We start from the raw sequence: 23,374 nt of genomic DNA on the forward strand, positions 1-23,374 counted from the left end.
AAGTCCGTTTCTGGAATAGCAAAAACTGAAAATCGAACAAAAAACCATTCATTACTTCGAGTTGAAATAATGAGTTAAGCGTGATGAGTGTCGCTGGGTGGAGACTAGATAAGAGTCAGGAAGATCAGGTGTCAATAAGTTTTGTTAGTAATGAGTGAAGTGTGATGTTATTCAGAAAGTTCCTACGACCCCAAGTAATTAAACCATGTCTGTGCGTCGAATTTGTCTGCTGAAATCGGGGGGATATGGGCAGATTGGTGAAAACCATCGGCTCGGTCCTGCGATAGAGGATCTGATCGATTTGGCACTGTTTAATTGTTGTGATGCATGTATTTGTACCGTGCACGCGTACAGGATTTGCATGTTCAATAGATGAGTTTAGTTTGGTATTGATGAGGTGTATTTCGAGGGGTGGTCACTTCCATCCATGGAAGTTTACCGTTGTTGCGCAGGGTTGTTAGTTGTGGGCGTTATTCAGGAACTTGCTCAGGAATTGCTTGGTTCGCTCTTCTTTCGGATTGGCAAACAACGCCTTTGCTTCGCCTTGTTCGACGATCACGCCCTTGTCGAAAAACACCACACGGTTGGCCACGTCCCGGGCAAAGCCCATTTCGTGGGTGACGATCACCATGGTGCGCTTCTCTTCGGCCAGGCCGCGGATCGTCGCCAATACCTCGCCCACCAGCTCCGGGTCGAGGGCCGAAGTCGGCTCATCGAACAGGATCACTTCCGGCTCCATTGCCAACGCCCGGGCAATCGCCACGCGTTGTTGCTGGCCTCCGGAGAGGCGACGCGGGTAAGCGTCCTCCTTGCCCGCCAGGCCGACCTTGGCCAAGAGTTTTTTACCCAGTGCCACAGCGTCGGCGTGCGGGGTCTTCTTGACCACGATCGGGCCTTCGATGACATTTTCCAGCGCCGTGCGATGGGGGAACAGGTTGAAGTTCTGGAACACGAAACCTACGTGCTGGCGCAAACGCCGCACCAGGCTCTGCTGCTGGTTCAGGGGGCGGCTGGTATCGACTTCGATATCGCCGACCTTGATCCGGCCGCTGGTGGGTTCTTCCAGAAAATTCAGGCAGCGCAGGAAGGTGGTCTTGCCCGAACCGCTTGGGCCGATGATCGCAACCACCTCGCCTTCCTTGACCTCAAGATCGATGCCGTTGAGCACGACTTGACCCTTGAACTGCTTTGTCAGTTTTTCCACGACAATCATCGGGTCAGGACTCCTGGTCGTGCCGATTGACCCGCGCTTCCAACTGGTTCTGCAGGTGCGACAGCACCGTAGCCAAAACCCAGTAGATCAGTGCGGCGGCAAGATACATGGTGAAGATTTCGAAGGTACGGGCGGTGATCAGCTGCGCCTGGCGGAACAGTTCGGGCACCTGGATGGTAGCGGCCAGCGCGGTGTCCTTGACCAGCGAAATGAAGCTGTTGCCCAGCGGCGGCAATGCGGTGCGCATCGCCTGCGGCAGGATGGCCCGGCGCAGGGTCTGCGCACGGGTCATGCCGATACTGGCAGCCGCTTCCCATTGGCCGCGCTCGATGGAGCTGATCGCGGCACGCAGGATTTCACAGGCGTAGGCGGCCATGTTCAGCGAGAAGCCGATCAGGGCCGCCGGCAGCGGATCGAGTTCCAGACCCAATTGCGGCAAGCCGTAATAGATCACGAACAGTTGCACCAGCAACGGCGTGCCGCGAAAGAACGACACGTACATGCGGGCGATCCAGCTCACCAGTTTGAAGCGCGACAGGCGCATCAGCGCCAGGCCGAACCCCATCACCAGGCCGAAGAACATCCCGCCCAGGCTGAGGATCACCGTGTAGTACGCGCCCTTGAGCAGAAAGGGCACGGAGTCCAGTGCGAGTTGGAAAGCGTCTCCCATTATTGAGTGACGTCAGCGCTGAAGTATTTTTCCGACAGCTTTTTCAGCGTACCGTCGGCACGCAGCTTATCGATGGCCTTGTTCACCGCGGCCAGCAGTTCAGGCTCGCCTTTGCGCAGGGCAATGCCGGCTTCCTGACGGGAGAACGCATCGCCGGCGGCGGTGGTGTCCTTGGCCTTCTTGGCATATTCCAGCGCGGCCAGGCGGTCGATCAGAATGGCGTCGATACGGCCGACACGCAGGTCCTGGAACTTGGTCGGATCATCTTCGTAGGTGCGGATGTCAGCGGTCGGCACATTGGCTTTGACCCACTCTTCGTAGTTGGTGCCCAGGCCTACGCCGACTTTCTTGCCAGACAGGTCGGCGGCGGACTTGATGTTCAGCTCGGCGGCCTTCTTCGTCAGCACCAGTGCCTGAATCCCGGAAACGGTGTAGGGCTCGGAGAAGTCGTACTTCTTCTTGCGTTCTTCGGTGATGGTCACCTGGTTGATCACTGCGTCCAGACGCTTGGATTCCAGGGCGGCGAGGATGCCTTCCCATTTGGTTGGTTGCAGTTTGACTTTCACGCCCAGCTCTTTGGCCAGGGCTTCGGAGAACTCGACTTCGAAGCCGGCCAGTTTGCCGTCGGCGTCGACGAAACTGAACGGTGGGTAGGTGCCTTCCAGGCCGACGTTGATCACGCCTTTGTCCTTGATTTGTTGCAGTTGCTCACCGGCAACCGCTTGGCCAATCAGGCCGGCGCTCAGTGCCAGGCCCAGCGAGCCCACCAGCAGATTGCGACGTAGTGCGGAAAAATTCATGACAAGCCCCTGTGTTTTCTTATGGAAGACGCTTTAGGAAAGTTGGCAAATTCGGGATTTTGAAGACTGCAATATCCTGCACTAAAGCAGCGTATGCGTCTCGTTACAAATTCGCCTGCGGCGTGACTATAAGACGACACAGTTAGATAAGAAAATAATAAATATTCTATTTATTATTCATTAATTGAATATGTGGTGCCAAAGGAAAAGATCGCAGCCTGCGGCAGCTCCTACAGGTACATGGCGATCCCTGTAGGAGCTGCCGCAGGCTGCGATCTTTTGATCTTCTGAATTACCTACAGAAAATTTTTGTAGGCAAACAACGCCGGCGCCCCACCGGTGTGCAGGAAGATAATCGGGCCTTCGTCGAAACGCTGACGCCCGATCCCGTCCAGCAAGCCCGCCATGGCCTTGCCGGTGTAGACCGGGTCCAGCAGCAAGCCTTCCTGACCCGCCAGCAGCTTCACCGCCGCCAGTGTTCCGGCATTCGGCTCGCCATAACGCGGGGCGAAATACTCATCCCACAACTCGACTTTGAAAGCGTCCGGCAGGTTCACGCCCAGCAGCTCGGCAGTGCGTTCGGCCAGGCCTTGAACCTTTGGCCGCTGATCTTCATCGCTGCGCGAAACCGTCACGCCGATCACTGGGAGATCCGGCAGTACTTCACTCAAGGCCAGTGCCAGGCCGCTGTGAGTGCCGGCGCTGCCCGAGGCCAGGACCACGGCGGCGAACTTCAGGCCGGTGTCCTTGATCTGCTCGGCCAGTTCCAGCCCGGCGCGCACGTAACCCAGGGCGCCCAAGGCATTGGAGCCACCGATCGGTACCAGGTACGGCTTCTTGCCGTTGCTGCGCAGTCGGCCAGCCAGGGCTTGCAGTTGTTCGTCGGCGTTGTCGAGGTTTTCCACCAGTTCGACCTTGGCATCGAACAGGTCGAGCAGCAGCCGGTTGCCGTTGCCGGTGTAATTGCTGTCGTCAGTGCCCAGAGGGTTTTCCAGAAGGGCTACGCAGCCCAGACCCAATTTGGCGGCAATGGCGGCGGTCTGGCGCACGTGGTTCGATTGCAACGCGCCGGCGGTGATCAAGGTGTCGGCGCCCTGGGCCAAGGCATCGGCGGCCAGGTACTCGAGTTTGCGCAGCTTGTTGCCGCCCATCGCCAGCGGCGTCAGGTCATCGCGCTTGACGTACACGTCGCGGCCCAGCCAGGTCGACAGGCGTTCGAGTTTTTCCAGGGCGGTGGGTTGACCGAGCAGGTCGAGGCGGTTAAAGCGGGCGAGTTGTTGTTTGATCATGGGTCCGTACTGGCCGTGGAGGATTTCAGGACTATAGGCACGGCCAAAAGCCTGGGCAACCGTCAATCGCTTATAGCCAATCGAACTGAGCACAGCACTATTGGTTCTTAATTTGCCTCGCGACCCTTGCCGTAAAGTAATCGCCGTCAGTGCGACCAGACAGTCCGGTCGCCCGTGAGGAGTTTTTACCGTGAGTGAGCGTTCCAGCCATTGGCAATTGCAGACCATCGTCAGTCAGCTGCGCACGGCACGCGAACAGTGGCGTGCACAAAACGGCCGGGCCAGCGGCGAGCAGGGCGGTCGCGAACTGCCCTCCCGGGCGGCCATGGCAGAGATTCTCGAAGCCCTGTGCGGGGCGCTGTTCCCGATGCGCCTGGGGCCGGTTGACCTGCGCGAAGAAAGCGAAGACTTCTACGTCGGTCATACGCTGGATGTGGCGCTAAATGCGCTGTTGGCCCAGGCGCGACTCGAATTGCGCTACGCCGCGCGCCACAGTGCCCAGGCCGATACCGAAGTCGAAGCCCGGACCATCCAGATCATTCAGGACTTCGCCCTCGCTCTGCCAGGGTTGCGCAGCCTGTTGGACACCGACGTACTGGCTGCCTATCATGGTGACCCGGCGGCGCGCAGTGTCGATGAAGTGCTGTTGTGCTATCCGGGAATTCTGGCGGTGATTCATCATCGCCTGGCCCACCATTTGTACCGCGCCGGGCTGCCGTTGCTGGCGCGGATCAGTGCGGAAATCGCCCACTCGGCCACCGGCATCGACATTCACCCCGGCGCGCAGATCGGCCGCAGTTTCTTCATCGACCACGGGACCGGCGTGGTGATCGGCGAAACCGCGATCATCGGCGAACGCGTGCGGATTTATCAGGCGGTGACTTTGGGCGCCAAGCGCTTCCCGGCGGACGAAGATGGTCAGTTGCAGAAAGGCCAGCCACGGCATCCGATTGTCGAGGATGACGTGGTGATTTATGCCGGGGCGACGATTCTCGGGCGGATCACCATCGGTCAGGGCTCGACCATTGGCGGTAACGTCTGGCTGACCCGCAGCGTGCCGGCGGGCAGCAACCTGACCCAGGCGAATCTGCAGCATGATGATGGGGCGCAGAAGTAAGGTCCCGAAATTATCGCTGGGCAATACGCCGCTTTCGCTGGCAAGCCAGCTCCTACAAGGTCGACGCCATACCTGTAGGAGCTGGCTTGCCAGCGAAAGACCTCAAGTCGAACAGTGTGCTTGCCCATCCCCCAAATCCCGCCTCATCCCCTTCCTTAAGCGAGTGTAGGAAAGCTACCGCCGAGCCCTGCGATTAGTCCTTAGCCCCCTATCTATGTTTAACTTGAACGTTCATTCAAGTTAAACCGGCGGTTCGCTGCCCGCTCACAACAGGAGGCTTGCCTTTGCTGAGTCCGATTTCTACAGCCACGTTTTTCCCCCTCGAGGTGCACCGTACATGAGTGCATCGTCCATCCCTCCAAGCGGTCTGATCCGCATGAATCCGCCGGTGTTCTGGTTCTCGGCGAGTTTCATTCTGTTGTTTGGTGTCGTTGTCATCGCCATGCCCGAGCAGGCCGGTGCCTGGTTGCTGGCGGCGCAAAACTGGGCGGCCAACACAGTCGGCTGGTATTACATGCTGGCGATGACCCTGTATCTGGTCTTCGTGGTGGTCACCGCCTTGTCCGGCTACGGCAAGATCAAGCTCGGTGCCGACCACGACGAACCCGAATTCAGCTATCTATCCTGGGCCGGCATGCTGTTCGCCGCCGGGATCAGCATCACTCTGTTTTTCTTCTGTGTGTCCGAGCCGCTGACCCATATGCTGCAACCGCCCCAAGGCGAGGCTGGTACGGCAGATGCGGCGCGCCAGGCGATGCAGATTCTGTTTCTGCACTGGGGCCTGCATGGCTGGGGCGTGTTCGCCTTTGTCGGCATGGCGCTGGCTTACTTTGCCTACCGGCATAACCTGCCACTGGCCCTGCGTTCGGCGCTGTATCCGCTGATCGGCAAGCGCATCAATGGCCCGATCGGTTACGCGGTGGACGGCTTCGGCATCATCGCCACGGTGTTCGGCCTCGGCGCCGACATGGGCTTCGGCGTGTTGCACCTCAACTCGGGCCTGGATTACCTGTTTGGCATCGCCCATACCCAATGGATTCAGGTCGGCCTGATCACCTTGATGATGGGCGCAGCGATCATCGTGGCCGTATCCGGCGTCGACAAGGGCGTGCGGGTCATGTCCGACATCAACATGCTGCTGGCCTGTGCGCTGTTGCTGTTCGTGTTGTTCGCCGGCCCCACGCAGCACTTGCTCAACACGCTGATCCAGAACCTCGGCGACTATCTCGGCGCCTTGCCGATGAAGAGTTTCGACCTGTACGCCTACGACAAACCCAGCGACTGGCTGGGCGGCTGGACGGTGTTCTACTGGGCCTGGTGGATCGCATGGTCGCCGTTTGTGGGCCTGTTCATCGCACGGATTTCCCGTGGCCGGACGATCCGTGAATTCGTCTTCGGCGTGCTGCTGATTCCGCTCGGTTTCACCCTGGCGTGGATGTCGATTTTCGGTAACAGCGCCATCGACCAAGTGCTCAACCACGGCATGAGCGCGCTCGGCATGTCGGCCATCGATAATCCGTCGATGACGCTGTACCTGCTGCTGGAAACCTACCCGTGGAGCAAAACCGTCATCGCGGTCACGGTGTTCATCAGCTTCGTGTTTTTTGTCACCTCCGCCGACTCCGGCACCGTAGTGCTGTCGACACTGTCCGCCAAGGGCGGCAACCCCGATGAAGACGGGCCGAAATGGTTGCGAGTGTTCTGGGGCGCAATGACTGCGCTGGTGACCAGTGCATTGCTGTTCTCGGGCAGCATCGATGCGTTGAAGTCGGCGGTGGTCCTGACCTCGCTGCCGTTCTCGTTGATTCTGCTGTTGATGATGTGGGGGCTGCACAAGGCGTTTTATCTGGAATCGCAGAAGCAGATTGCGCAGATGCATTCACTGGCACCGGTGTCCGGTTCACGGCGGGGCGGTTGGAGGCAACGTTTGAGTCAGGCGGTGCATTTCCCTTCGCGGGACGAGGTTTATCGCTTTCTCGATACGATGGTGCGCCCGGCGATTGAAGAAGTGTCTGCCGTGTTCCGGGAGAAGGGCTTGCATGTGGTGACGCATCCCGATCCGGCGACTGACAGCGTCAGCCTGGAGATCGGCCACGGCGATCAACATTCGTTCGTTTACCAGGTGCAGATGCGCGGTTACTTCACGCCGTCGTTTGCCCGTGGCGGCATGGGTTCCAAGCAACTCAACAATCGCCGCTACCACCGGGCCGAAGTGCATTTGAGCGAGGGCAGCCAGGATTACGACCTGGTGGGCTACACCAAGGAGCAGATCATCAACGATATCCTCGACCAGTACGAAAGGCACATGCAGTTTCTGCATCTGGTGCGTTGATCAGGGTCTTCATGTCTCGGTGGTCAACACCATGAACAACACCAGCGCCGCCACCGGGACACCGAACACGGCGCTACCGATCACCAGTTCGGTGCTCAATGGCTGGCCGGCATGCACGATGCCGACTGCGCCGTTGATCAGCGTCAGCGCCAGCCATAGCACGATAAAACTGTAGGCCATCGTCTGGTGGGTGAAGCCGATGTTCTCGCCGATGTAGAGCATCAGCGCCAGGAGGATCAGGCCGAAGGTGATGATGATGGTGGTGTGCATGAACTGTCCCGCCCTTCAGATGTGTATTGCTTTGGAGGCAGCCATCGCGAGCAAGCTCGCTCCCACAGGGGGATCTCCTTTGAGCACAAATTTTGTGAGCAACCAAGATCAATGTGGGAGCGAGCTTGCTCGCGATTGGGGGCACTGCGGTGTTTGTCTGAGCATAGTTAAACCAACCCGCCATTGACCCGCAAAGTCTGCCCGTTGACCCACGCCGAATCCGGCCCCGCCAGAAACGACACAACACGGGAAATGTCCTCCGGCTGCCCCAGACGCTCCAGCGGCGCCATCTTCGCGAAATTCTGAATCTGCTCCTCACTCTTGCCGTGCAAAAACAGCTCAGTCGCCACCGGGCCGGGGGCCACCGCATTGACGGTGATGTTGCGCCCGCGCATTTCCTTGGCGAATACCTGAGTCAGGGATTCCACTGCCGCTTTGCTGGCGATGTACACCGCGTAGCCCGGCAGGTTCATGCCGACGGTGCTGCTGGAGAAGTTGATGATCCGGCCACCGCTGTTCAGGCGGGTCGCCGCTTCACGCAGGGTATTGAAGGTACCGCGAGCGTGGATGTTGAAGTTCTGCTCGAACAGTTCATCGCTGTGTTGCGCCAGCGGCAGCACTTTGAGGATGCCGGCGTTGTTCACCAAAACATCGACCTTGCCCAGTTGGGTTTCCGTCTCGTCGAACATCCGGCGCACGTCGTCGGCATTGGCCACGTCGGCCTTGATCGCCATGGCCTGGTGGCCGGCCTGACGCAGCTCTACCACCAGTTTCGAGGCTTCGGTGGCGCTGCTGGCGTAGTTGATGGCAACGGCGAAACCTTCGCTGGCCAGTTGTTTGGCGATAACCGCGCCGATGCCGCGGGAGGCGCCGGTCACGATGGCAACTTTCGGAGTTTGAGCAGTCATGGCGATGATTCCTTTGAGTGAAGGTGTTTGTCTGGGGTGAAGCCAATTTCACATGTTTACTCAGGGCGATAAATGCACGAGAGTTGCCTTGACTGTTCAATAATCACCAACAATCGAGTGCCTGGAGTGAGCTGTGGACCAAGTCAAAGCGATGAAGGTTTTTGTGCGGATCTACGAGCGCAGCAGCTTCACGCAGGCGGCCGATGACCTGAACCTGCCACGCGCGACACTGACCCACACCTTGAATCAATTCGAGGCCTGGCTGGGTACGCGTTTGCTGGAACGCAGCACGCGTAAAGTGCGCCCGACGCTGGATGGCGAGGCGTACTACCTGCGTTGCGTGCAACTGCTGGCAGAGCTGGAAGAAGCGGAATTGGCGTTTCGTGGTGTGGCACCGAAGGGGCGGCTGCGGGTGGACTTGCACGGGACATTGGCCAAGCACTTCGTGATCCCGGCTTTGCCGCAATTCATGGCGCGTTATCCCGACATCGAGCTGTCCATCAGCGAGGCTGACCGCCAGGTCGACCTGATCAGCGAAGGTATCGATTGCGTGTTGCGGGCGGGAACATTGGGCGACTCCACGCTGATCGGCAAACGTGTCGCCAACCTGCGTCAGATCACCTGCGCCAGCCCCGCCTATCTGCGCAAATACGGCGAACCGAAAAGCCTCGCCGACCTGAGCCGGCACCGTGCGGTGAACTACGTTTCGCGTACCACCGCCAAGTTGTTCCCGTTCGAATTCATGGTGGACGGCGAACTCAGGGAAGTGACCATCGATGGCGCCGTTTCGGTGTTCGGCGCCGAAGTCTACGCCGCCTCGGCGATTGCCGGACTGGGCTTGATCCAGTGCCCGCATTACCGGATGGAAACGCAGATCGCCCAAGGGCTGGTGCAGGAAATCCTCACCGAGACACCGCCGCCGTCAATGCCGGTATCGGTGCTTTATCCACACAATCGACACATGTCGCCACGGGTTCGGGTATTTGTGGATTGGTTGGGAGAGGTGTTTACGGGGGCCACGTGAAGGTGAAAAGTGCACGCGGTCAATGTAGGAGCTGCCGAAGGCTGCGATCTTGGCGATGGTTCTGACGGCGAAGATGAAAATATGTGAAACGTTTCAGCCATTAGTCGAATCCGGGGTTTTCTGGCGTTTGTCCGGGCGTATGCTGGGCGACTTGCGAAGCAGTCGATACCAGATTCAAGACCGATAAGAGAGGATTCGATGACTTACACCGCTGCCGAAAACCGCTACGACTCCATCCCTTACCGCCGCGTGGGCCGCAGCGGGCTGGTGCTGCCGGCGCTGTCGTTGGGCCTGTGGCACAACTTCGGCGACAGCACGCCGATCGATACCCAGCGCACGTTGTTGCGCACGGCGTTCGACCTGGGCATCAACCATTTCGACCTGGCCAACAACTATGGCCCGCCGTACGGCAGCGCCGAGATCAACTTCGGCCGTTTACTGCGCGAAGATTTCAAGCAGTACCGCGACGAATTGATCATTTCCAGCAAGGCCGGCTGGGACATGTGGCCCGGCCCTTACGGTCAGGGCGGTGGTTCACGCAAGTACGTGCTGGCCAGCCTCGACCAGAGCCTGCAACGCCTGGGCGTGGACTACGTCGACATCTTTTACTCCCACCGTTTCGATCAGGATACACCGCTGGAAGAAACCGCCAGCGCACTCGCGACAGCGGTGCAACAGGGCAAGGCGTTGTACATCGGCATCTCTTCGTACTCTGGGGTGAAGACTCGCGAAATGGCGGCGTTGCTCAAAGAGTGGAAAGTGCCGCTGCTGATCCACCAGCCGGCCTACAACCTGCTCAATCGCTGGGTGGAAAAAGACCTGCTCGACACTACTGACGAACTCGGTACCGGTGTGATTGCCTTCACGCCGCTGGCCCAGGGTTTGTTGACCGATAAATACCTCAACGGCGTGCCGGCGGATGCGCGGGTCAACCGTCCGGGCGGTGGTTCATTGCAGGCATCGCATTTGTCCGAGGCCAACATTGCCCAGGTGCGAGCACTCAACGAAATCGCCAAACGTCGTGGCCAGAGCCTGGCGCAGCTGGCGCTGGCCTGGACGTTGCGCGATCCGCGGGTGACTTCGGCATTGATTGGTGCGAGCCGGCCGGAGCAGATCGTCGAGAACGTCGGGGCGTTGAAGAACCTGAGCTTCAGTGCAGAGGAACTGGCGGAGATTGACCGGTTTGCCCGGGAGGGTGAGGTCAATCTTTGGGAGAAGCCTTCGACGGCGGAGTAACCCTGAAAAGCAAAAGATCTTAAAATGGCACATCCCCCAACACCGTCGCCCGCTGCATCACCCGCCGCGCCGGCCGGTAATCATCCACCGCGTAATGCTGAGTCACGCGGTTATCCCAGAACGCAATGTCATCCTGCTGCCAGCGCCAGCGAATGGTGAATTCCGGTCGCGTTGAATGGGCGAACAGGAACTTCAGAATCGCCTCGCTCTCGGTTTCCGACAGCTCGTTGATCTTCGAAGTGAAACCTTCGTTGACGAACAGCGAGCGGCGCCCACTCACCGGGTGCGTGCGGATCACCGGGTGCGACAGCGGCGGATTCTTGCGTCGTGCTTCTTCCCACTGGGCCAGCGCCTCGGGCGTGTTGCCATAGCGCTCCAACGGGAACGAACGGGTGAAGTCATGAGTGGCGGTCAGGCCTTCGAGCAAGGTTTTCAGCGGCGCCGACAGGGCTTCATACGCGGCAATCCCGCTGGCCCACAACGTGTCGCCGCCAAACTCCGGCAACAGCTTGGCACTGAGTACCGCGCCCATGGCCGGCGTCGGCAGGAAGGTCACGTCGGTGTGCCAGATCGCGTTATCGCGCACGTCGGTGACGGCGGTGTCGAGGATCAGCACCTGCGGCTGTTCCGGCACGTTGGGGTAGATCGGGTGAATGTGCAGGTCGCCGAAATTCGCGGCGAATCGCGCCTGCTGCTGTGGCGTGATTGGCTGGTCGCGGAAGAACAGGACTTGATGATTGAGCAGCGCCTGCTCAATGGCATCGCGCTGCTCCAGATTCAGCGGCTGGCTGATGTCGACGCCGCTGATTTGCGCACCGAGGGCAGGGCTTAAGGGGACGATGGTCAGGTGGCTCATGGTGGTTCTCTTCAATCCGGAGTCCATGCTTTTTGTAGGAGTGAGCCTGCTCGCGATTGCAGTGTGTCAGGCAATATGTCTTTGACTGATGTACCGCTATCGCGAGCAGGCTCGCTCCTACAGGGTTGTTCAATATTCAGTGGGCCTGGCCATGCCACGGCACCAGTTTGCGTTGCAGGGCACGCAGGCCCAATTCCATGGCGAAGGCGATCAGCGCGATCACCAGAATCCCCAGCACCACCACATCGGTGACCAAAAACTGCGCAGCCGATTGCACCATGAAGCCCAGACCGCTGGTGGCGGCGATCAATTCCGCGGCGACCAGCGTCGACCAACCCACTCCGAGGCCAATGCGCACACCGGTCAGGATATCCGGCAAGGCACTGGGCAAAATGACGTGGCGAATCAACTGCGCGCGGGTCGCCCCCAGCGACTGCGCGGCACGCAATTTGGCCGGGTCGACCGTGCGCACGCCGGTGGCGGTGGCGATGGCAATCGGGGCGAAGATCGCCAGGTAGATCAGCAGCACTTTCGACAATTCGCCGATGCCGCACCAGATCACGATCAGTGGCAGATAAGCCAGCGGCGGAATCGGCCGGTAGAACTCGATCAGCGGGTCGAGCACACCACGGGCGATACGGTTGGCGCCGATGGCGACTCCCACCGGCACGGCGGTGAGAATCGCAAAGCCGAGGCCCAGGCCGATGCGGCCCAGACTCGCGCCGAGGTGCTGCCACAGTGTTGAATCCATGTAGCCCGAAGTCGCCAGCTGCCAGCCTTTTTGCAACACGGCGGAGGGCGGTGGCAGGAACAGCGGTTCGATCAAGCCGGTCGCCGTCACGGCCCACCAAACAGCAACGAGAGTGACCAGCGTCAGCACACTGATCCAGCGCGTGCTCAAATTGCGGCGCACCGGCGTCAAGGTAGAAGCCGATTTAACCGCCGCGACGGGAATTTCGTAGCTGCTCATGCGCGCTCCTGCCGCTGGGCGGCACTGCGTTGGGAGAACACTTTGGCGAGTACGTGTTCGCGGGTTTCGATAAAACGCGGGTCGGACTTGATCGAGCGGGCCGACTCACCGGCGGCATAACGCTGACCGAAATCGAGGCTCAGGCGCTCGACGATTTGCCCTGGGTTGGGTGCCAGCAGAATCAGGTCGGTGGCGAGGAACACGGCTTCTTCGATGTCGTGGGTAATCAGGAACACCGGTTTGGCGGTGCGTTGCCAGACTTGCAGCAACAGCTCCTGCATCTGCTCGCGGGTGAAGGCGTCGAGGGCGCCGAAAGGTTCGTCCATCAGCAATACGCGCGGGTCGGCGGCGAGTGCGCGGGCCAGGCCGACACGTTGCTTCTGGCCACCGGAAAGCTGCCAGATGCGGCGCTGTTCAAAACCGGAAAGGTCGACCAGGGCGAGCATTTCCCGGGCGCGGGCTTCGCGTTTGTCCCGAGCGACGCCGGCCAGTTCCAAGCCGAAGCCAACGTTGGCCAACACATCCTGCCACGGCAGCAACGCGTCGTCCTGGAACACCACGCCGCGCTCGGCACTCGGGCCTTTGACGGGCACGCCGTCGAGGGTGATGCGCCCGGCGCTGGGCTCGACGAAACCGGCAATCAGGTTCAACAGCGAAGTCTTGCCACTGCCGGACGGGCCAAGGGCGACCAGCAATTGCCGGGGTCCCAGGCTCAGGGAAATATCCGCCAACACCGGTTCCGGGGTGCCGGGGTACTGTGCGCTGATGCGCTCCAGCTGTAGCAAGGCCATCGCATTGACTCCCGATCAGTTGGTGATGAACTTGGCGCTGACGTAGGGCGCGTAGTCCGGCAGCACCGCCTCGACCTTGCCTTGTTCCTTGAGGAACGCCGCGGTGTCGGTGATGGCTTTGGTAGTCGGTGCGCCGAGGGTGATGACCTGGTCAGCCGCCAGCGGGTAGACGTTGCCTTGCAGCAGCAACGGAATGTCGCTGGCCTTGGCGCCGGAGAGCTTCACCAATTTGTCGACGTTGCCCTGGTTGGCGAGCCAGGCTTGCGGGTCTTTGCGGTAATCGGCGTAGGCGTCCAGGGTCACTTTGGCGAACGCGGTGACGATTTCCGGGTGCTTCTCGGCGAAATCCTTGCGCACGATCCAGGCATCGAAGGTCGGTGCGCCGAACTTGGCCAGCTCGCCGGAGGTGATCAGTACCTTGCCGTTTTCCTTGGCGACACCGAGGGCTGGGTCCCACACGTAAGTGGCGTCGATGTCACCACGTTTCCAGGCGGCGATGATCGCGGGTGGGGCGAGGTTGAGAACGGTGACTTTCGACGGGTCGATGTTCCAGTGCTTCAGCGCAGCGAGCAGGCTGTAGTGGCCGGTGGACACAAATGGCACGGCGATTTTCTTGCCGATCAGGTCTTGCGGGGTCTTGATCCCCGAACCGTCGCGGGCGACCAAGGCTTCGGCGGCGCCGATCTGGGTGGCGATGAGGAAGGTTTCTACGGGGACTTTGCGAGTGATGGCGGCGGTCAGAGGGCTGGAGCCGAGGTAGCCGATCTGCACGTCGCCGGAGGCGATGGCAGCGATGATATCGGCCCCGTTGTCGAATTTGCGCCAGCTGATATCGGCCTTGGTGGCTTTTTCGTAGGTGCCGTCGGCCTGGGCGACTTTCGCCGGGTCAACGGTGGTCTGGTAGGCGACGGTGAAGTCGGCCGCCTGGGCAAAAAAACTTGCGGTAGCCAAGGAAACGGCCGCCAGCAAGCGAAGAGGGGAAGTCAGTTTCATCAGAAAGCTCCTTGTCAGGCGACCGAATGTCGGCGTGAGAAAGAGACTAAATGATCTAAGAATTCGAAAATAAATAACTTTTTCGAATTAGCTTATGAAGTGAGGAATTGAGGAGCGACCGCTACGCGGTCATCGCGAGCAGGCTCGCTCCTACAGGGTTCTATGGTGATTTCACAATTGTGACCACACCGAGGGTCCTCTGTAGGAGCGAGCCTGCTCGCGATAAGGTCCGCAGGACCTTCGAAGGTTAGTTGCTGATCGCCAGAATGCTCGCCTGGTACGCCCCGACAAACACATCGAAATCACCGACTTCGTTCTGCTCCAGCTCAGCCTGCTGAGCCAGCGACGAACGCGCTCGCTCTTCAAATTTCGCCTGTTCCTCAGCCGGCAACGGCTCGCTGCGGAAGAACTCGGCATGGGCCTGGCTCTGGCGCAGGGAGAACTGGGCGAAGCTTTCATTGTGTTCGGCCATCGCCGCCAATACCTGGGCCGACGGCGTCAGGGACGGGTCCAGGACCTTGGCCATCTGGGCGTCCAGCGCCTTGCTGTGGGCATCGCCGCCATGGCTCTGGTCGAGCATCGCCGCCAGCGGAGCAATTTTCTCCAGCAACTCGCCGGCCCACTCCTTGAGGTCAACCGGCTGGCCATCCCGCTGCAGTTGCAGGCCCGGACGACGACCTTCCTTGACCACGCTGAGGAAGTTCGAGGTCGCGTTGCCGCAACTGGTGTTGGTCAGCAACGGGCTGTCATTGAGCGCGCAGTACAGCAGGAACGCATCGAGGAAACGCGACTCGGTGAGGTCGATGCCCATCGGCAGGAACGGGTTGATGTCCAGGCAGCGCACTTCAATGTACTGGATACCCCGGGCCATCAGTGCCTGGATCGGGCGTTCACCGGTGTAGGTCACGCGTTTCGGGCGGATGTTGGAGTAGTACTCGTTTTCGATCTGCAGGATGTTGGTGTTGAGCTGTACCCACTCGCCATCCTGGTGGGTGCCGACTTCGACATAGGGTGCATACGGCGTGGCCACCGCTTTGCGCAGGCTGTCGGTGTAGCTGTTCAGATCGTTGTAGCACGGCGTCAGGCCGGCCTGGGCGCTGCTCTGATAACCCAGGTCGCTCATGCGCAGGCTGGTGGCGTAAGGCAAGTACAAAGTCTGCGGGTCCAGTTGCTCCAGCTGATGCGAACGACCGCGCAGGAAGCCGGCGTCCAGTGCTGGCGATGCCCCGAACAGGTACATCAGCAGCCAGCTGTAGCGGCGGAAGTTGCGGATCAGGGCGATGTAGGACGATGACTGAAAGTCGCGGTCAGTGCCGACAAAACCCTCGGCCTGCCTGAGCAGCGGCCAGAGTTTTTCCGGCAGGGAAAAGTTGTAGTGGATGCCGGCAATGCACTGCATGGTCTTGCCATAACGCAGGGCCAGGCCCTTGCGGTACACATACTTGAGCTGCCCGATATTGGACGTGCCGTACCAGGCGATCGGGATGTCTTCCTCGGCCGGCAACGGGCACGGCATCGATGGGCTCCACAGGTACTCGTTGCCGAGCTTGCTGTAGGCAAAGCGGTGAATGCTGTCCAGGCTCGCCAACGTGTCCGCCGGGTCGGGCAGGGCCGGAGTGATGAACTCCAGCAGCGACTCGGAGTAGTCGGTGGTGATCTGTTCATTGGTCAGCGCGGAACCCAGGCTTTCCGGGTGCGGCGTTTGCGCCAGGCGACCTTCGTCGGTCACGCGCAGGCATTCACGTTCGATGCCGTGAAGGCACTGTTCGAGCAGAGAGAGGTTAGCGCGCTCGCCGAGCAGAGCCAGGCGGCGGTTGAGAAGTTCGCTCAAGTTGGATTCCTTCACGCGTCAGTCGCCCCAATATGGGGGTGGGCAAGACGGTCTACAAGGGTGAAGTTAAAACTGGCGTTTTCGCCTTGTTTTGTAGGGGCAGCCGGTCGACGCTCGATTGCTCGCGATGGAGGTTAACGATGACGAGGGGTGCCTGAGTGAAAACGGCGCCCTGACGTTCATCGCGAGCAAGCTCGCTCCGACAGGTCATTGCGCCGAAATTAACTCAAATCGATGACATCCATCTACAGGACAGCGAACGTGCCTTGTGCTTTTGCGACCAGCTTGTCGCCCTGCATCACATCGGCCTCGACTACCAATGTGCGACGACCCGGGTGGATCACCCGCGCCGTGCACATCACCTCACCGTCGGCGACGGCGCGGATGTAGTTGATTTTGCACTCGATGGTCGCGCTCTGCTGGTCAAAGCCGTGGGTGCTGGAACAGGCCAGCCCCATGGCAATGTCCACCAGGCTGAACAAGGCCCCGCCGTGCAGCTTGCCGCCGCGATTGCGCAGTTCGGGTTCCAGCGCCAGGGCGACTTGCGCCACCCCGGTTTCCAGGCTGTGCAAACGACAGCCCAGCAGCTTGAAAAACGCGCTTTCGGTCAGCCCGGCGGGAATGTCCATCAGCGTTTCTTCAACTGCTTGGCATTGGCGAACAGCGAAGCCATGGCGTTGTTGCCCGGTGCTGCCGCCGTGGTTTCCTTGCGCGGTGCGGTGTTCTGGGACTGGCGTGGCGCCGATCCCGGACGCGCGCCGCGAGCGCCGTCGATTTTCTCGCCCGGGGTGTCGCTCATGCGCATCGACAGGCCCACGCGTTTGCGCGGGATGTCGACTTCCATGACCTTCACTTTCACCACGTCACCGGCCTTCACCGCTTCGCGCGGATCCTTGATGAATTTCTCCGAAAGTGCGGAGATATGCACCAAACCGTCCTGATGCACGCCGATATCGACGAAAGCACCGAAGTTGGTCACGTTGGTCACCACGCCTTCGAGGATCATGCCCAGTTGCAGGTCCTTGAGGTCTTCGACGCCTTCCTGGAACTCGGCGGTCTTGAACTCGGGGCGCGGGTCGCGGCCTGGCTTATCCAGTTCCTGAAGGATGTCGGTGACAGTTGGCAAACCGAAGGTTTCGTCGGTGAATTTTTTCGGGTCCAGGCGCTTGAGGAAACCACTGTCGCCAATCAGCGAACGAATATCGCGATCAGTCTCGGCGGCGATACGCTGCACGAGCGGATAGGCTTCCGGGTGCACTGCGGAGGCGTCCAGGGGATTGTCGCCATTCATCACGCGCAGGAATCCGGCGGCCTGTTCGAAGGTTTTTTCACCCAGGCGGGCGACTTTCTTCAGCGCAGCGCGGGTTTTGAACGCGCCGTGCTCGTCGCGGTGGCTGACGATGTTCTGCGCCAGGGTCGCGTTGAGGCCGGAGATCCGTGCCAGCAGCGCCACGGAAGCGGTGTTCACGTCCACGCCGACGGCGTTCACGCAGTCCTCGACCACCGCGTCCAGGCCACGGGCCAGTTTCAGCTGCGACACGTCGTGCTGGTACTGGCCGACGCCGATGGATTTCGGATCGATCTTCACCAGCTCGGCCAGCGGGTCTTGCAGGCGACGGGCAATCGACACGGCGCCACGGATCGACACGTCGAGGTCAGGGAATTCCTTGGAAGCCAGTTCCGACGCCGAGTAAACCGATGCACCGGCCTCGGAAACCATGACCTTGGTCATTTTCATGGCCGGGTATTTCTTGATCAGTTCAGCGGCCAGCTTGTCGGTTTCGCGGCTGGCGGTGCCGTTGCCGATGGCGATCAGGTCCACCGAGTGCTTGGCGCACAAGGCGGCGAGCACGGCGAGGGTCTGGTCCCACTTGTTGTGCGGCACGTGCGGGTAAACCGTGGCGTGATCCAGCAGCTTGCCGGTGGCGTCGACCACGGCGACCTTGCAACCGGTGCGCAGGCCCGGGTCGAGGCCCAGGGTGGCGCGCGGGCCGGCCGGGGCCGACAGCAGCAGGTCGTGCAGGTTATGGGCAAAGACGTTGATCGCTTCGGTTTCCGCGCCATCGCGCAGCTCACCCAGCAGGTCGGTTTCCAGATGGGTGTAGAGCTTGACCTTCCAGGTCCAGCGCACCACTTCGCCCAGCCATTTGTCGGCGGCGCGGTTCTGGTTCTGGATGCCGAATTGCTGGCCGATCATGCCTTCACATGGATGCATGGTGCCCGGCAGTTCGTCGCCGACTTTCAGCGCGGAGCTGAGGATGCCTTCGTTGCGGCCACGGAAAATCGCCAGCGCGCGGTGCGACGGCATGCTTTTGAGCGGTTCGTCGTGTTCGAAGTAATCGCGGAACTTGGCGCCTTCCTCTTCCTTGCCGGCAATCACGCGGGCACTGAGGGTGGCTTCCTGCTTGAGGTAATTGCGCAGCTTTTCCAGCAGGCTGGCATCTTCGGCGAAGCGCTCCATCAGGATGTACTTGGCGCCTTCAAGGGCTGCCTTCACATCGGCCACGCCTTTTTCCGCGTCGATGAAGCGTGCGGCTTCGGTTTCCGGGCTCAGGGACGGATCGTTGAACAGGCCGTCGGCCAAGTCGCCGAGGCCGGCTTCCAGGGCGATCTGGCCCTTGGTGCGACGCTTTTGCTTGTACGGCAGGTACAAGTCTTCGAGGCGGGTCTTGGTGTCGGCGAGCTTGATGTCGCGTTCAAGTGCAGGGGTCAGCTTGCCCTGTTCCTGGATGCTGGCGAGGATGCTGATACGCCGTTCGTCGAGTTCTCGCAGGTAGCGCAGGCGCTCTTCCAGATGACGCAATTGCGTATCGTCGAGGCTGCCGGTCACTTCTTTCCGGTAACGGGCGATGAAGGGAACGGTAGAGCCTTCATCGAGTAGCGCGACGGCCGCTTCGACCTGTTGTGGGCGTACACCGAGTTCCTCGGCGATGCGGCTGTTGATGCTGTCCATAAAACCACCTGACAAATTGTGAAAGCAGGCTCGCAGGCGCGGAAATAGGGCCTTCGCGAGTCTGGTTGAGCGGCCTGGCCAGCGCCGCTGCCTGGGTCAACAGGCATTGCGTTGACCCGTGAAATCGAACAATTACTGCTGACGCGATAAAAATAAATCGCGTCCGTCTGTAGTACCTGTCTGATGTTGCCTGACACAAAAGGCCGGGCATTATAACCAGCGTTACGGCATTCGGGGGGCATCGCGGGTTGCCGGTGCAATGGCCGGTTTTCTGGCGGTATAGGAAAAATCTGCTAACAATGCACACGGTGCGTATAACGGCAGCTACGCCATAATGCGCGCCGAGATCAAAGGGAGCATCCAATGAGCAGCACTGCACAAACTGCTGAAGGCGAAAAAATTCTTATCGTTGACGACGATCCGGGGCTGAGCAGCCTGCTGGAGCGTTTTTTCGTCAGCAAGGGCTACCGCGCCCGCGCCGTACCGAACACCGAGCAAATGGATCGCCTGCTGGCGCGCGAAGTGTTCAACCTGGTCGTCCTCGACCTGATGTTGCCCGGCGAAGACGGCCTGACCGCCTGCCGCCGTCTGCGCAACGCGAACAACCAGATTCCGATCATCATGCTCACCGCCAAGGGCGACGAGCTGAGCCGGATCAAGGGCCTGGAACTGGGCGCCGACGATTACCTGGCCAAGCCGTTCAACCCCGATGAGCTGATGGCTCGCGTCAAGGCGGTATTGCGTCGCCAGTCGGCTCCGGTGCCGGGTGCCCCGGGCAGCGAAGACGAAAGCGTGACCTTCGGTGACTACGAGTTGTCCCTGGCCACCCGCGAGCTCAAGCGCGGCGAAGAAGTGCACATGCTAACCACCGGTGAATTCGCGGTGCTCAAGGCCCTGGTGATGAATGCGCGTCAACCGCTGACACGCGACAAATTGATGAACCTGGCCCGTGGCCGCGAGTGGGATGCCCTGGAGCGTTCCATCGATGTGCAGATTTCCCGTCTGCGCCGGATGATCGAACCCGATCCCTCCAAACCGCGTTACATCCAGACCGTCTGGGGCGTGGGTTATGTGTTTGTTCCGGATGGTACCGCCACCAAGTGATTGGCGATTTGTAGGAGCGGGTCGTGCGGACAACGGATCAAACGATCCTGTCCGCAGACTCGCGATCCGCAATATGCGAGCATTGCTCGCTCCTGCAAGTGTTTAACGGCTAAACATGAAAACCCCCGTTTGGTTTCCCCAGAGCTTCTTCTCTCGCACCCTTTGGCTGGTGCTCATCGTCGTTCTCTTCTCCAAGGCGCTGACCCTGGTTTATCTGCTGATGAACGAGGACGTGCTGGTGGACCGCCAATACAGCCACGGTGTCGCCCTGGTGCTGCGTGCCTACTGGGCGGCCGATGAAGAGAACCGCGCAAAGATTGCCGATAGTGCACCCCTGATTCGGGTAGTGGGCGCCGGTGTCCCTGAAGGCGAGCAACATTGGCCATACAGTGAGATTTACCAGCGACAGATGCAGACCGAGCTGGGGCCAGACACCGAAGTGCGACTACGCATGCATTCTCCCCCGGCACTGTGGGTTCGTGCCCCGAGCCTGGGTGAAGGCTGGCTGAAAGTGCCGCTGTATCCCCATCCGTTGCGCGGCCAGAAAATCTGGAACGTGCTCGGCTGGTTCCTCGCTATTGGCCTGCTGTCCACCGCTTCGGCCTGGATCTTCGTCAGCCAGCTCAATCAACCTTTGAAGCGTCTGGTGTATGCCGCGCGGCAACTCGGCCAGGGCCGTAGCGTGCGCCTGCCGATCAGCGATACGCCGAGTGAGATGACCGAGGTTTACCGCGCCTTCAACCAGATGGCCGAAGACGTCGAGCAGGCCGGTCGCGAACGCGAGTTGATGCTGGCCGGGGTGTCCCACGACTTGCGTACGCCGTTGACCCGCTTGCGCCTGTCCCTGGAGCTGATGGGCGACCACAGTGACCTGACGGACGACATGATCCGTGACATCGAAGACATGGACGCGATTCTTGACCAGTTCCTGGCGTTCATTCGTGACGGACGTGATGAGTCGGTGGAAGAAGTGGACCTGAGCGATCTGGTTCGTGAAGTCGCCGCGCCGTACAACCAGAACGAAGAGAAAGTGCATTTGCGCCTGGAGCCGATCCAGCCGTTCCCGCTGCGTCGTGTATCGATGAAGCGGCTGCTGAACAACCTGATCGGTAATGCTCTGCATCACGCCGGCAGCGGGGTGGAAGTGGCGGCATATGTGTCCGGGGATACCAGTGCGCCGTATGTGGTCCTGAGTGTCATGGACCGTGGCGCGGGGATCGATCCGTCAGAGCTGGAGGCGATTTTCAACCCGTTCACCCGGGGGGATCGTGCTCGGGGTGGCAAGGGCACCGGGTTGGGGTTGGCAATCGTGAAGCGGATTGCTTCGATGCATGGCGGCAACGTTGAGCTGCGTAACCGCTCGGGCGGTGGGCTGGAAGCGCGGGTGCGGTTGCCGTTGGGGTTGCTGCTGCCGCGGGATGCCGTTTAACGGCTGAAAAGATCGCAGCCTCGCTTCGCTCGACAGCTCCTACGGGGGATCGCATTTTTCTGTAGGAGCTGTCGAGCGAAGCGAGGCTGCGATCTTTTCAGGCTCAACCCTTACCTTTGGTCCGCGTCATATTCGGCCCACCATTCTTCTCCAGATGCTCAATGATGATCCCCGCGACATTCTTCCCGGTGGTGGTCTCGATCCCTTCAAGCCCCGGCGACGAGTTCACTTCCATCACCAGCGGCCCGTGATTGGAGCGCAGGATATCCACTCCCGCCACCGCCAGCCCCATGACCTTCGCCGCACGCAACGCCGTCATGCGTTCTTCCGGGGTGATCTTGATCAGGCTCGCGCTGCCACCGCGATGCAGGTTGGAGCGAAACTCGCCGGGTTTGGCCTGGCGCTTCATCGCCGCAATCACCTTGTCACCGACGACGAAGCAGCGAATATCCGCTCCGCCAGCCTCCTTGATGTACTCCTGAACCATGATGTTCTGCTTGAGGCCCATGAATGCCTCGATCACCGATTCCGCGGCCGTGGCGGTTTCGCACAGCACCACGCCGATGCCCTGGGTACCTTCCAGCACCTTGATCACCAACGGCGCGCCGTTGACCATTTCGATCAGGTCGGGAATGTCGTCGGGGGAGTGGGCAAAGCCGGTCACCGGCAAACCGATCCCGCGACGGGACAGCAATTGCAGCGAACGCAGCTTGTCCCGTGAACGGGCAATGGCCACCGATTCGTTGAGTGGAAATACCCCCATCATTTCGAACTGGCGCAGCACTGCGCAGCCATAAAAGGTCACGGACGCACCGATCCGTGGAATCACCGCATCGAAACCCTCCAACGGTTTGCCGCGATAGTGGATCTGCGGCTTGTGGCTGGCGATGTTCATGTAGGCGCGCAAGGTGTCGACCACCACCATTTCATGGCCACGCTCGGTACCGGCTTCGACCAGACGACGGGTGGAATACAGACGCGGGTTCCGCGACAGCACAGCGATCTTCATGCAACACCTGTGGAGGAGGTAGATACCGGGAACACCGGCTTGTCTTGTACATACTTGATGCCCGGATTGACCACCAACTGGCCGTGGATCAGGGCTTTGGAGCCGAGCAACAGGCGATAACGCATGGACTTGCGGCAGGCGAGCGTGAACTCGACCCGCCAGACCCGATCACCAAGGGCCAGGGTGGTGCTGATCACGTATCGCACCTGCGCGTGACCGTTTGAGCTTTTAATGGTTTTCCTTGTCACCAGCGGTGCTTCGCAGCGACGGTGACGCAACTGGACTACCGTGCCCAGGTGTGCCGTGAAACGCACCCACTGCTCGCCGTCGCGCTCGAACGGCTCGATTTCGGTAGCGTGGAGGCTTGAGGTGCTGGCACCGGTGTCGATTTTTGCCCGAAGGCCGGCGACTCCCAAATCAGGGAGCGCCACCCACTCGCGCAGACCGACAACGGTCAAATGGTCAAATGTCTTCAAAATTGCTCAACCGGTAGAAACCGCGGTGGCCGCAGGCGGCCGAATTCGCGGTATTCACGCAGAATAATGGTTAAAAGGCGACAGATATCTACGGCCCGGATTT

At 60.3% G+C, this 23,374-nt stretch carries 21 protein-coding genes; 6 read left to right on the top strand and 15 right to left on the bottom strand.

Annotated features, from left to right (window positions below):
• Positions 1-457: 457 nt before the first annotated feature.
• From tcyN to C8K63_RS07290, 4 genes are all read right to left on the bottom strand, one after another.
• Positions 458-1,213 carry an L-cystine ABC transporter ATP-binding protein TcyN gene (tcyN, locus tag C8K63_RS07275; protein ID WP_108216113.1) on the bottom strand — a complete coding sequence of 252 codons (756 nt, stop codon included), beginning with the start codon at positions 1,211-1,213 and terminating at the stop codon, positions 458-460.
• A gap of 4 nt (positions 1,214-1,217) precedes the next feature.
• Positions 1,218-1,883, bottom strand: a complete 666-nt coding sequence (gene tcyL / locus C8K63_RS07280) for a cystine ABC transporter permease (protein ID WP_108216114.1) — start codon at positions 1,881-1,883, stop codon at positions 1,218-1,220.
• Entirely contained in the window at positions 1,883-2,683 is an 801-nt protein-coding gene (tcyJ, locus tag C8K63_RS07285) for a cystine ABC transporter substrate-binding protein (protein WP_108216115.1), read from the bottom strand. The genes tcyL and tcyJ overlap by 1 nt, the downstream gene beginning before the upstream one ends.
• A gap of 296 nt (positions 2,684-2,979) precedes the next feature.
• Complete coding sequence (locus C8K63_RS07290) at positions 2,980-3,972, bottom strand: D-cysteine desulfhydrase (RefSeq protein ID WP_108216116.1); 993 nt, start codon at positions 3,970-3,972, stop codon at positions 2,980-2,982.
• A 190-nt stretch (positions 3,973-4,162) separates the two neighbouring features.
• Here C8K63_RS07290 and epsC point away from each other — a divergent pair, with 190 nt between their 5' ends.
• Both epsC and betT read left to right on the top strand, forming a co-directional pair.
• Entirely contained in the window at positions 4,163-5,089 is a 927-nt protein-coding gene (gene epsC, locus C8K63_RS07295; protein ID WP_108216117.1) for a serine O-acetyltransferase EpsC, read from the top strand.
• Between the two features lie 376 nt (positions 5,090-5,465).
• Entirely contained in the window at positions 5,466-7,421 is a 1,956-nt protein-coding gene (gene betT / locus C8K63_RS07300; protein ID WP_178086782.1) for a choline transporter BetT, read from the top strand.
• Positions 7,422-7,430: 9 nt separating this feature from the next.
• Here betT and C8K63_RS07305 read toward each other — a convergent pair whose 3' ends face one another.
• Positions 7,431-7,691: a hypothetical protein gene (locus C8K63_RS07305; protein WP_108216119.1), complete on the bottom strand. Its 261-nt coding sequence runs from the start codon at positions 7,689-7,691 to the stop codon at positions 7,431-7,433.
• 167 nt (positions 7,692-7,858) lie between these two features.
• Positions 7,859-8,599 (bottom strand): SDR family oxidoreductase, encoded by a 741-nt coding sequence (locus C8K63_RS07310; protein WP_108216120.1) that lies wholly within the window; start codon positions 8,597-8,599, stop codon positions 7,859-7,861.
• 133 nt (positions 8,600-8,732) lie between these two features.
• On the opposite strand from C8K63_RS07310, the gene C8K63_RS07315 reads away from it, so the two are divergent.
• Positions 8,733-9,623 (top strand): LysR family transcriptional regulator, encoded by an 891-nt coding sequence (locus C8K63_RS07315; protein WP_108216121.1) that lies wholly within the window; start codon positions 8,733-8,735, stop codon positions 9,621-9,623.
• A 198-nt stretch (positions 9,624-9,821) separates the two neighbouring features.
• Positions 9,822-10,859 (top strand): L-glyceraldehyde 3-phosphate reductase, encoded by a 1,038-nt coding sequence (gene mgrA / locus C8K63_RS07320; protein ID WP_108216122.1) that lies wholly within the window; start codon positions 9,822-9,824, stop codon positions 10,857-10,859.
• 19 nt (positions 10,860-10,878) lie between these two features.
• On the opposite strand, the gene tauD is transcribed toward mgrA, so the two are convergent.
• The 7 genes from tauD to C8K63_RS07355 form a co-directional block, all read right to left on the bottom strand.
• Positions 10,879-11,715: a taurine dioxygenase gene (gene tauD, locus C8K63_RS07325; protein WP_108216123.1), complete on the bottom strand. Its 837-nt coding sequence runs from the start codon at positions 11,713-11,715 to the stop codon at positions 10,879-10,881.
• Between the two features lie 136 nt (positions 11,716-11,851).
• On the bottom strand, positions 11,852-12,685 hold the full coding sequence (tauC, locus tag C8K63_RS07330; RefSeq protein ID WP_108216124.1) for a taurine ABC transporter permease TauC: 834 nt from the start codon (positions 12,683-12,685) through the stop codon (positions 11,852-11,854).
• Positions 12,682-13,476 (bottom strand): taurine ABC transporter ATP-binding subunit, encoded by a 795-nt coding sequence (gene tauB / locus C8K63_RS07335; protein ID WP_108216125.1) that lies wholly within the window; start codon positions 13,474-13,476, stop codon positions 12,682-12,684. Before tauB ends, tauC begins: the two co-directional genes overlap by 4 nt.
• Positions 13,477-13,491: 15 nt before the next feature.
• Positions 13,492-14,469 (bottom strand): taurine ABC transporter substrate-binding protein, encoded by a 978-nt coding sequence (tauA, locus tag C8K63_RS07340; RefSeq protein ID WP_108216126.1) that lies wholly within the window; start codon positions 14,467-14,469, stop codon positions 13,492-13,494.
• A 247-nt stretch (positions 14,470-14,716) separates the two neighbouring features.
• On the bottom strand, positions 14,717-16,300 hold the full coding sequence (gene gshA / locus C8K63_RS07345) for a glutamate--cysteine ligase (protein WP_108216127.1): 1,584 nt from the start codon (positions 16,298-16,300) through the stop codon (positions 14,717-14,719).
• A gap of 245 nt (positions 16,301-16,545) precedes the next feature.
• On the bottom strand, positions 16,546-16,929 hold the full coding sequence (locus C8K63_RS07350; RefSeq protein WP_095127618.1) for a PaaI family thioesterase: 384 nt from the start codon (positions 16,927-16,929) through the stop codon (positions 16,546-16,548).
• Positions 16,929-19,253, bottom strand: a complete 2,325-nt coding sequence (locus tag C8K63_RS07355; RefSeq protein ID WP_108216128.1) for a Tex family protein — start codon at positions 19,251-19,253, stop codon at positions 16,929-16,931. Before C8K63_RS07355 ends, C8K63_RS07350 begins: the two co-directional genes overlap by 1 nt.
• Before the next feature lie 363 nt (positions 19,254-19,616).
• On the opposite strand from C8K63_RS07355, the gene ompR reads away from it, so the two are divergent.
• Positions 19,617-20,357 (top strand): two-component system response regulator OmpR, encoded by a 741-nt coding sequence (gene ompR, locus C8K63_RS07360; RefSeq protein WP_007972873.1) that lies wholly within the window; start codon positions 19,617-19,619, stop codon positions 20,355-20,357.
• A gap of 115 nt (positions 20,358-20,472) precedes the next feature.
• Complete coding sequence (locus C8K63_RS07365) at positions 20,473-21,786, top strand: ATP-binding protein (protein WP_108216129.1); 1,314 nt, start codon at positions 20,473-20,475, stop codon at positions 21,784-21,786.
• A 103-nt stretch (positions 21,787-21,889) separates the two neighbouring features.
• On the opposite strand, the gene rimK is transcribed toward C8K63_RS07365, so the two are convergent.
• Both rimK and C8K63_RS07375 read right to left on the bottom strand, forming a co-directional pair.
• Positions 21,890-22,795, bottom strand: coding sequence for a 30S ribosomal protein S6--L-glutamate ligase (gene rimK, locus C8K63_RS07370; RefSeq protein ID WP_007972871.1), 906 nt, complete (start codon positions 22,793-22,795; stop codon positions 21,890-21,892).
• A complete protein-coding gene (locus C8K63_RS07375; protein ID WP_177413322.1) occupies positions 22,792-23,253 on the bottom strand; it encodes an ATP-dependent zinc protease in 462 nt (153 codons plus the stop codon). The genes rimK and C8K63_RS07375 overlap by 4 nt, the downstream gene beginning before the upstream one ends.
• Between the last annotated feature and the right edge of the window lie 121 nt (positions 23,254-23,374).

It is taken from the genome of Pseudomonas sp. GV085, assembly GCF_003050925.1.
Classification (GTDB): Bacteria; Pseudomonadota; Gammaproteobacteria; order Pseudomonadales; family Pseudomonadaceae; genus Aquipseudomonas.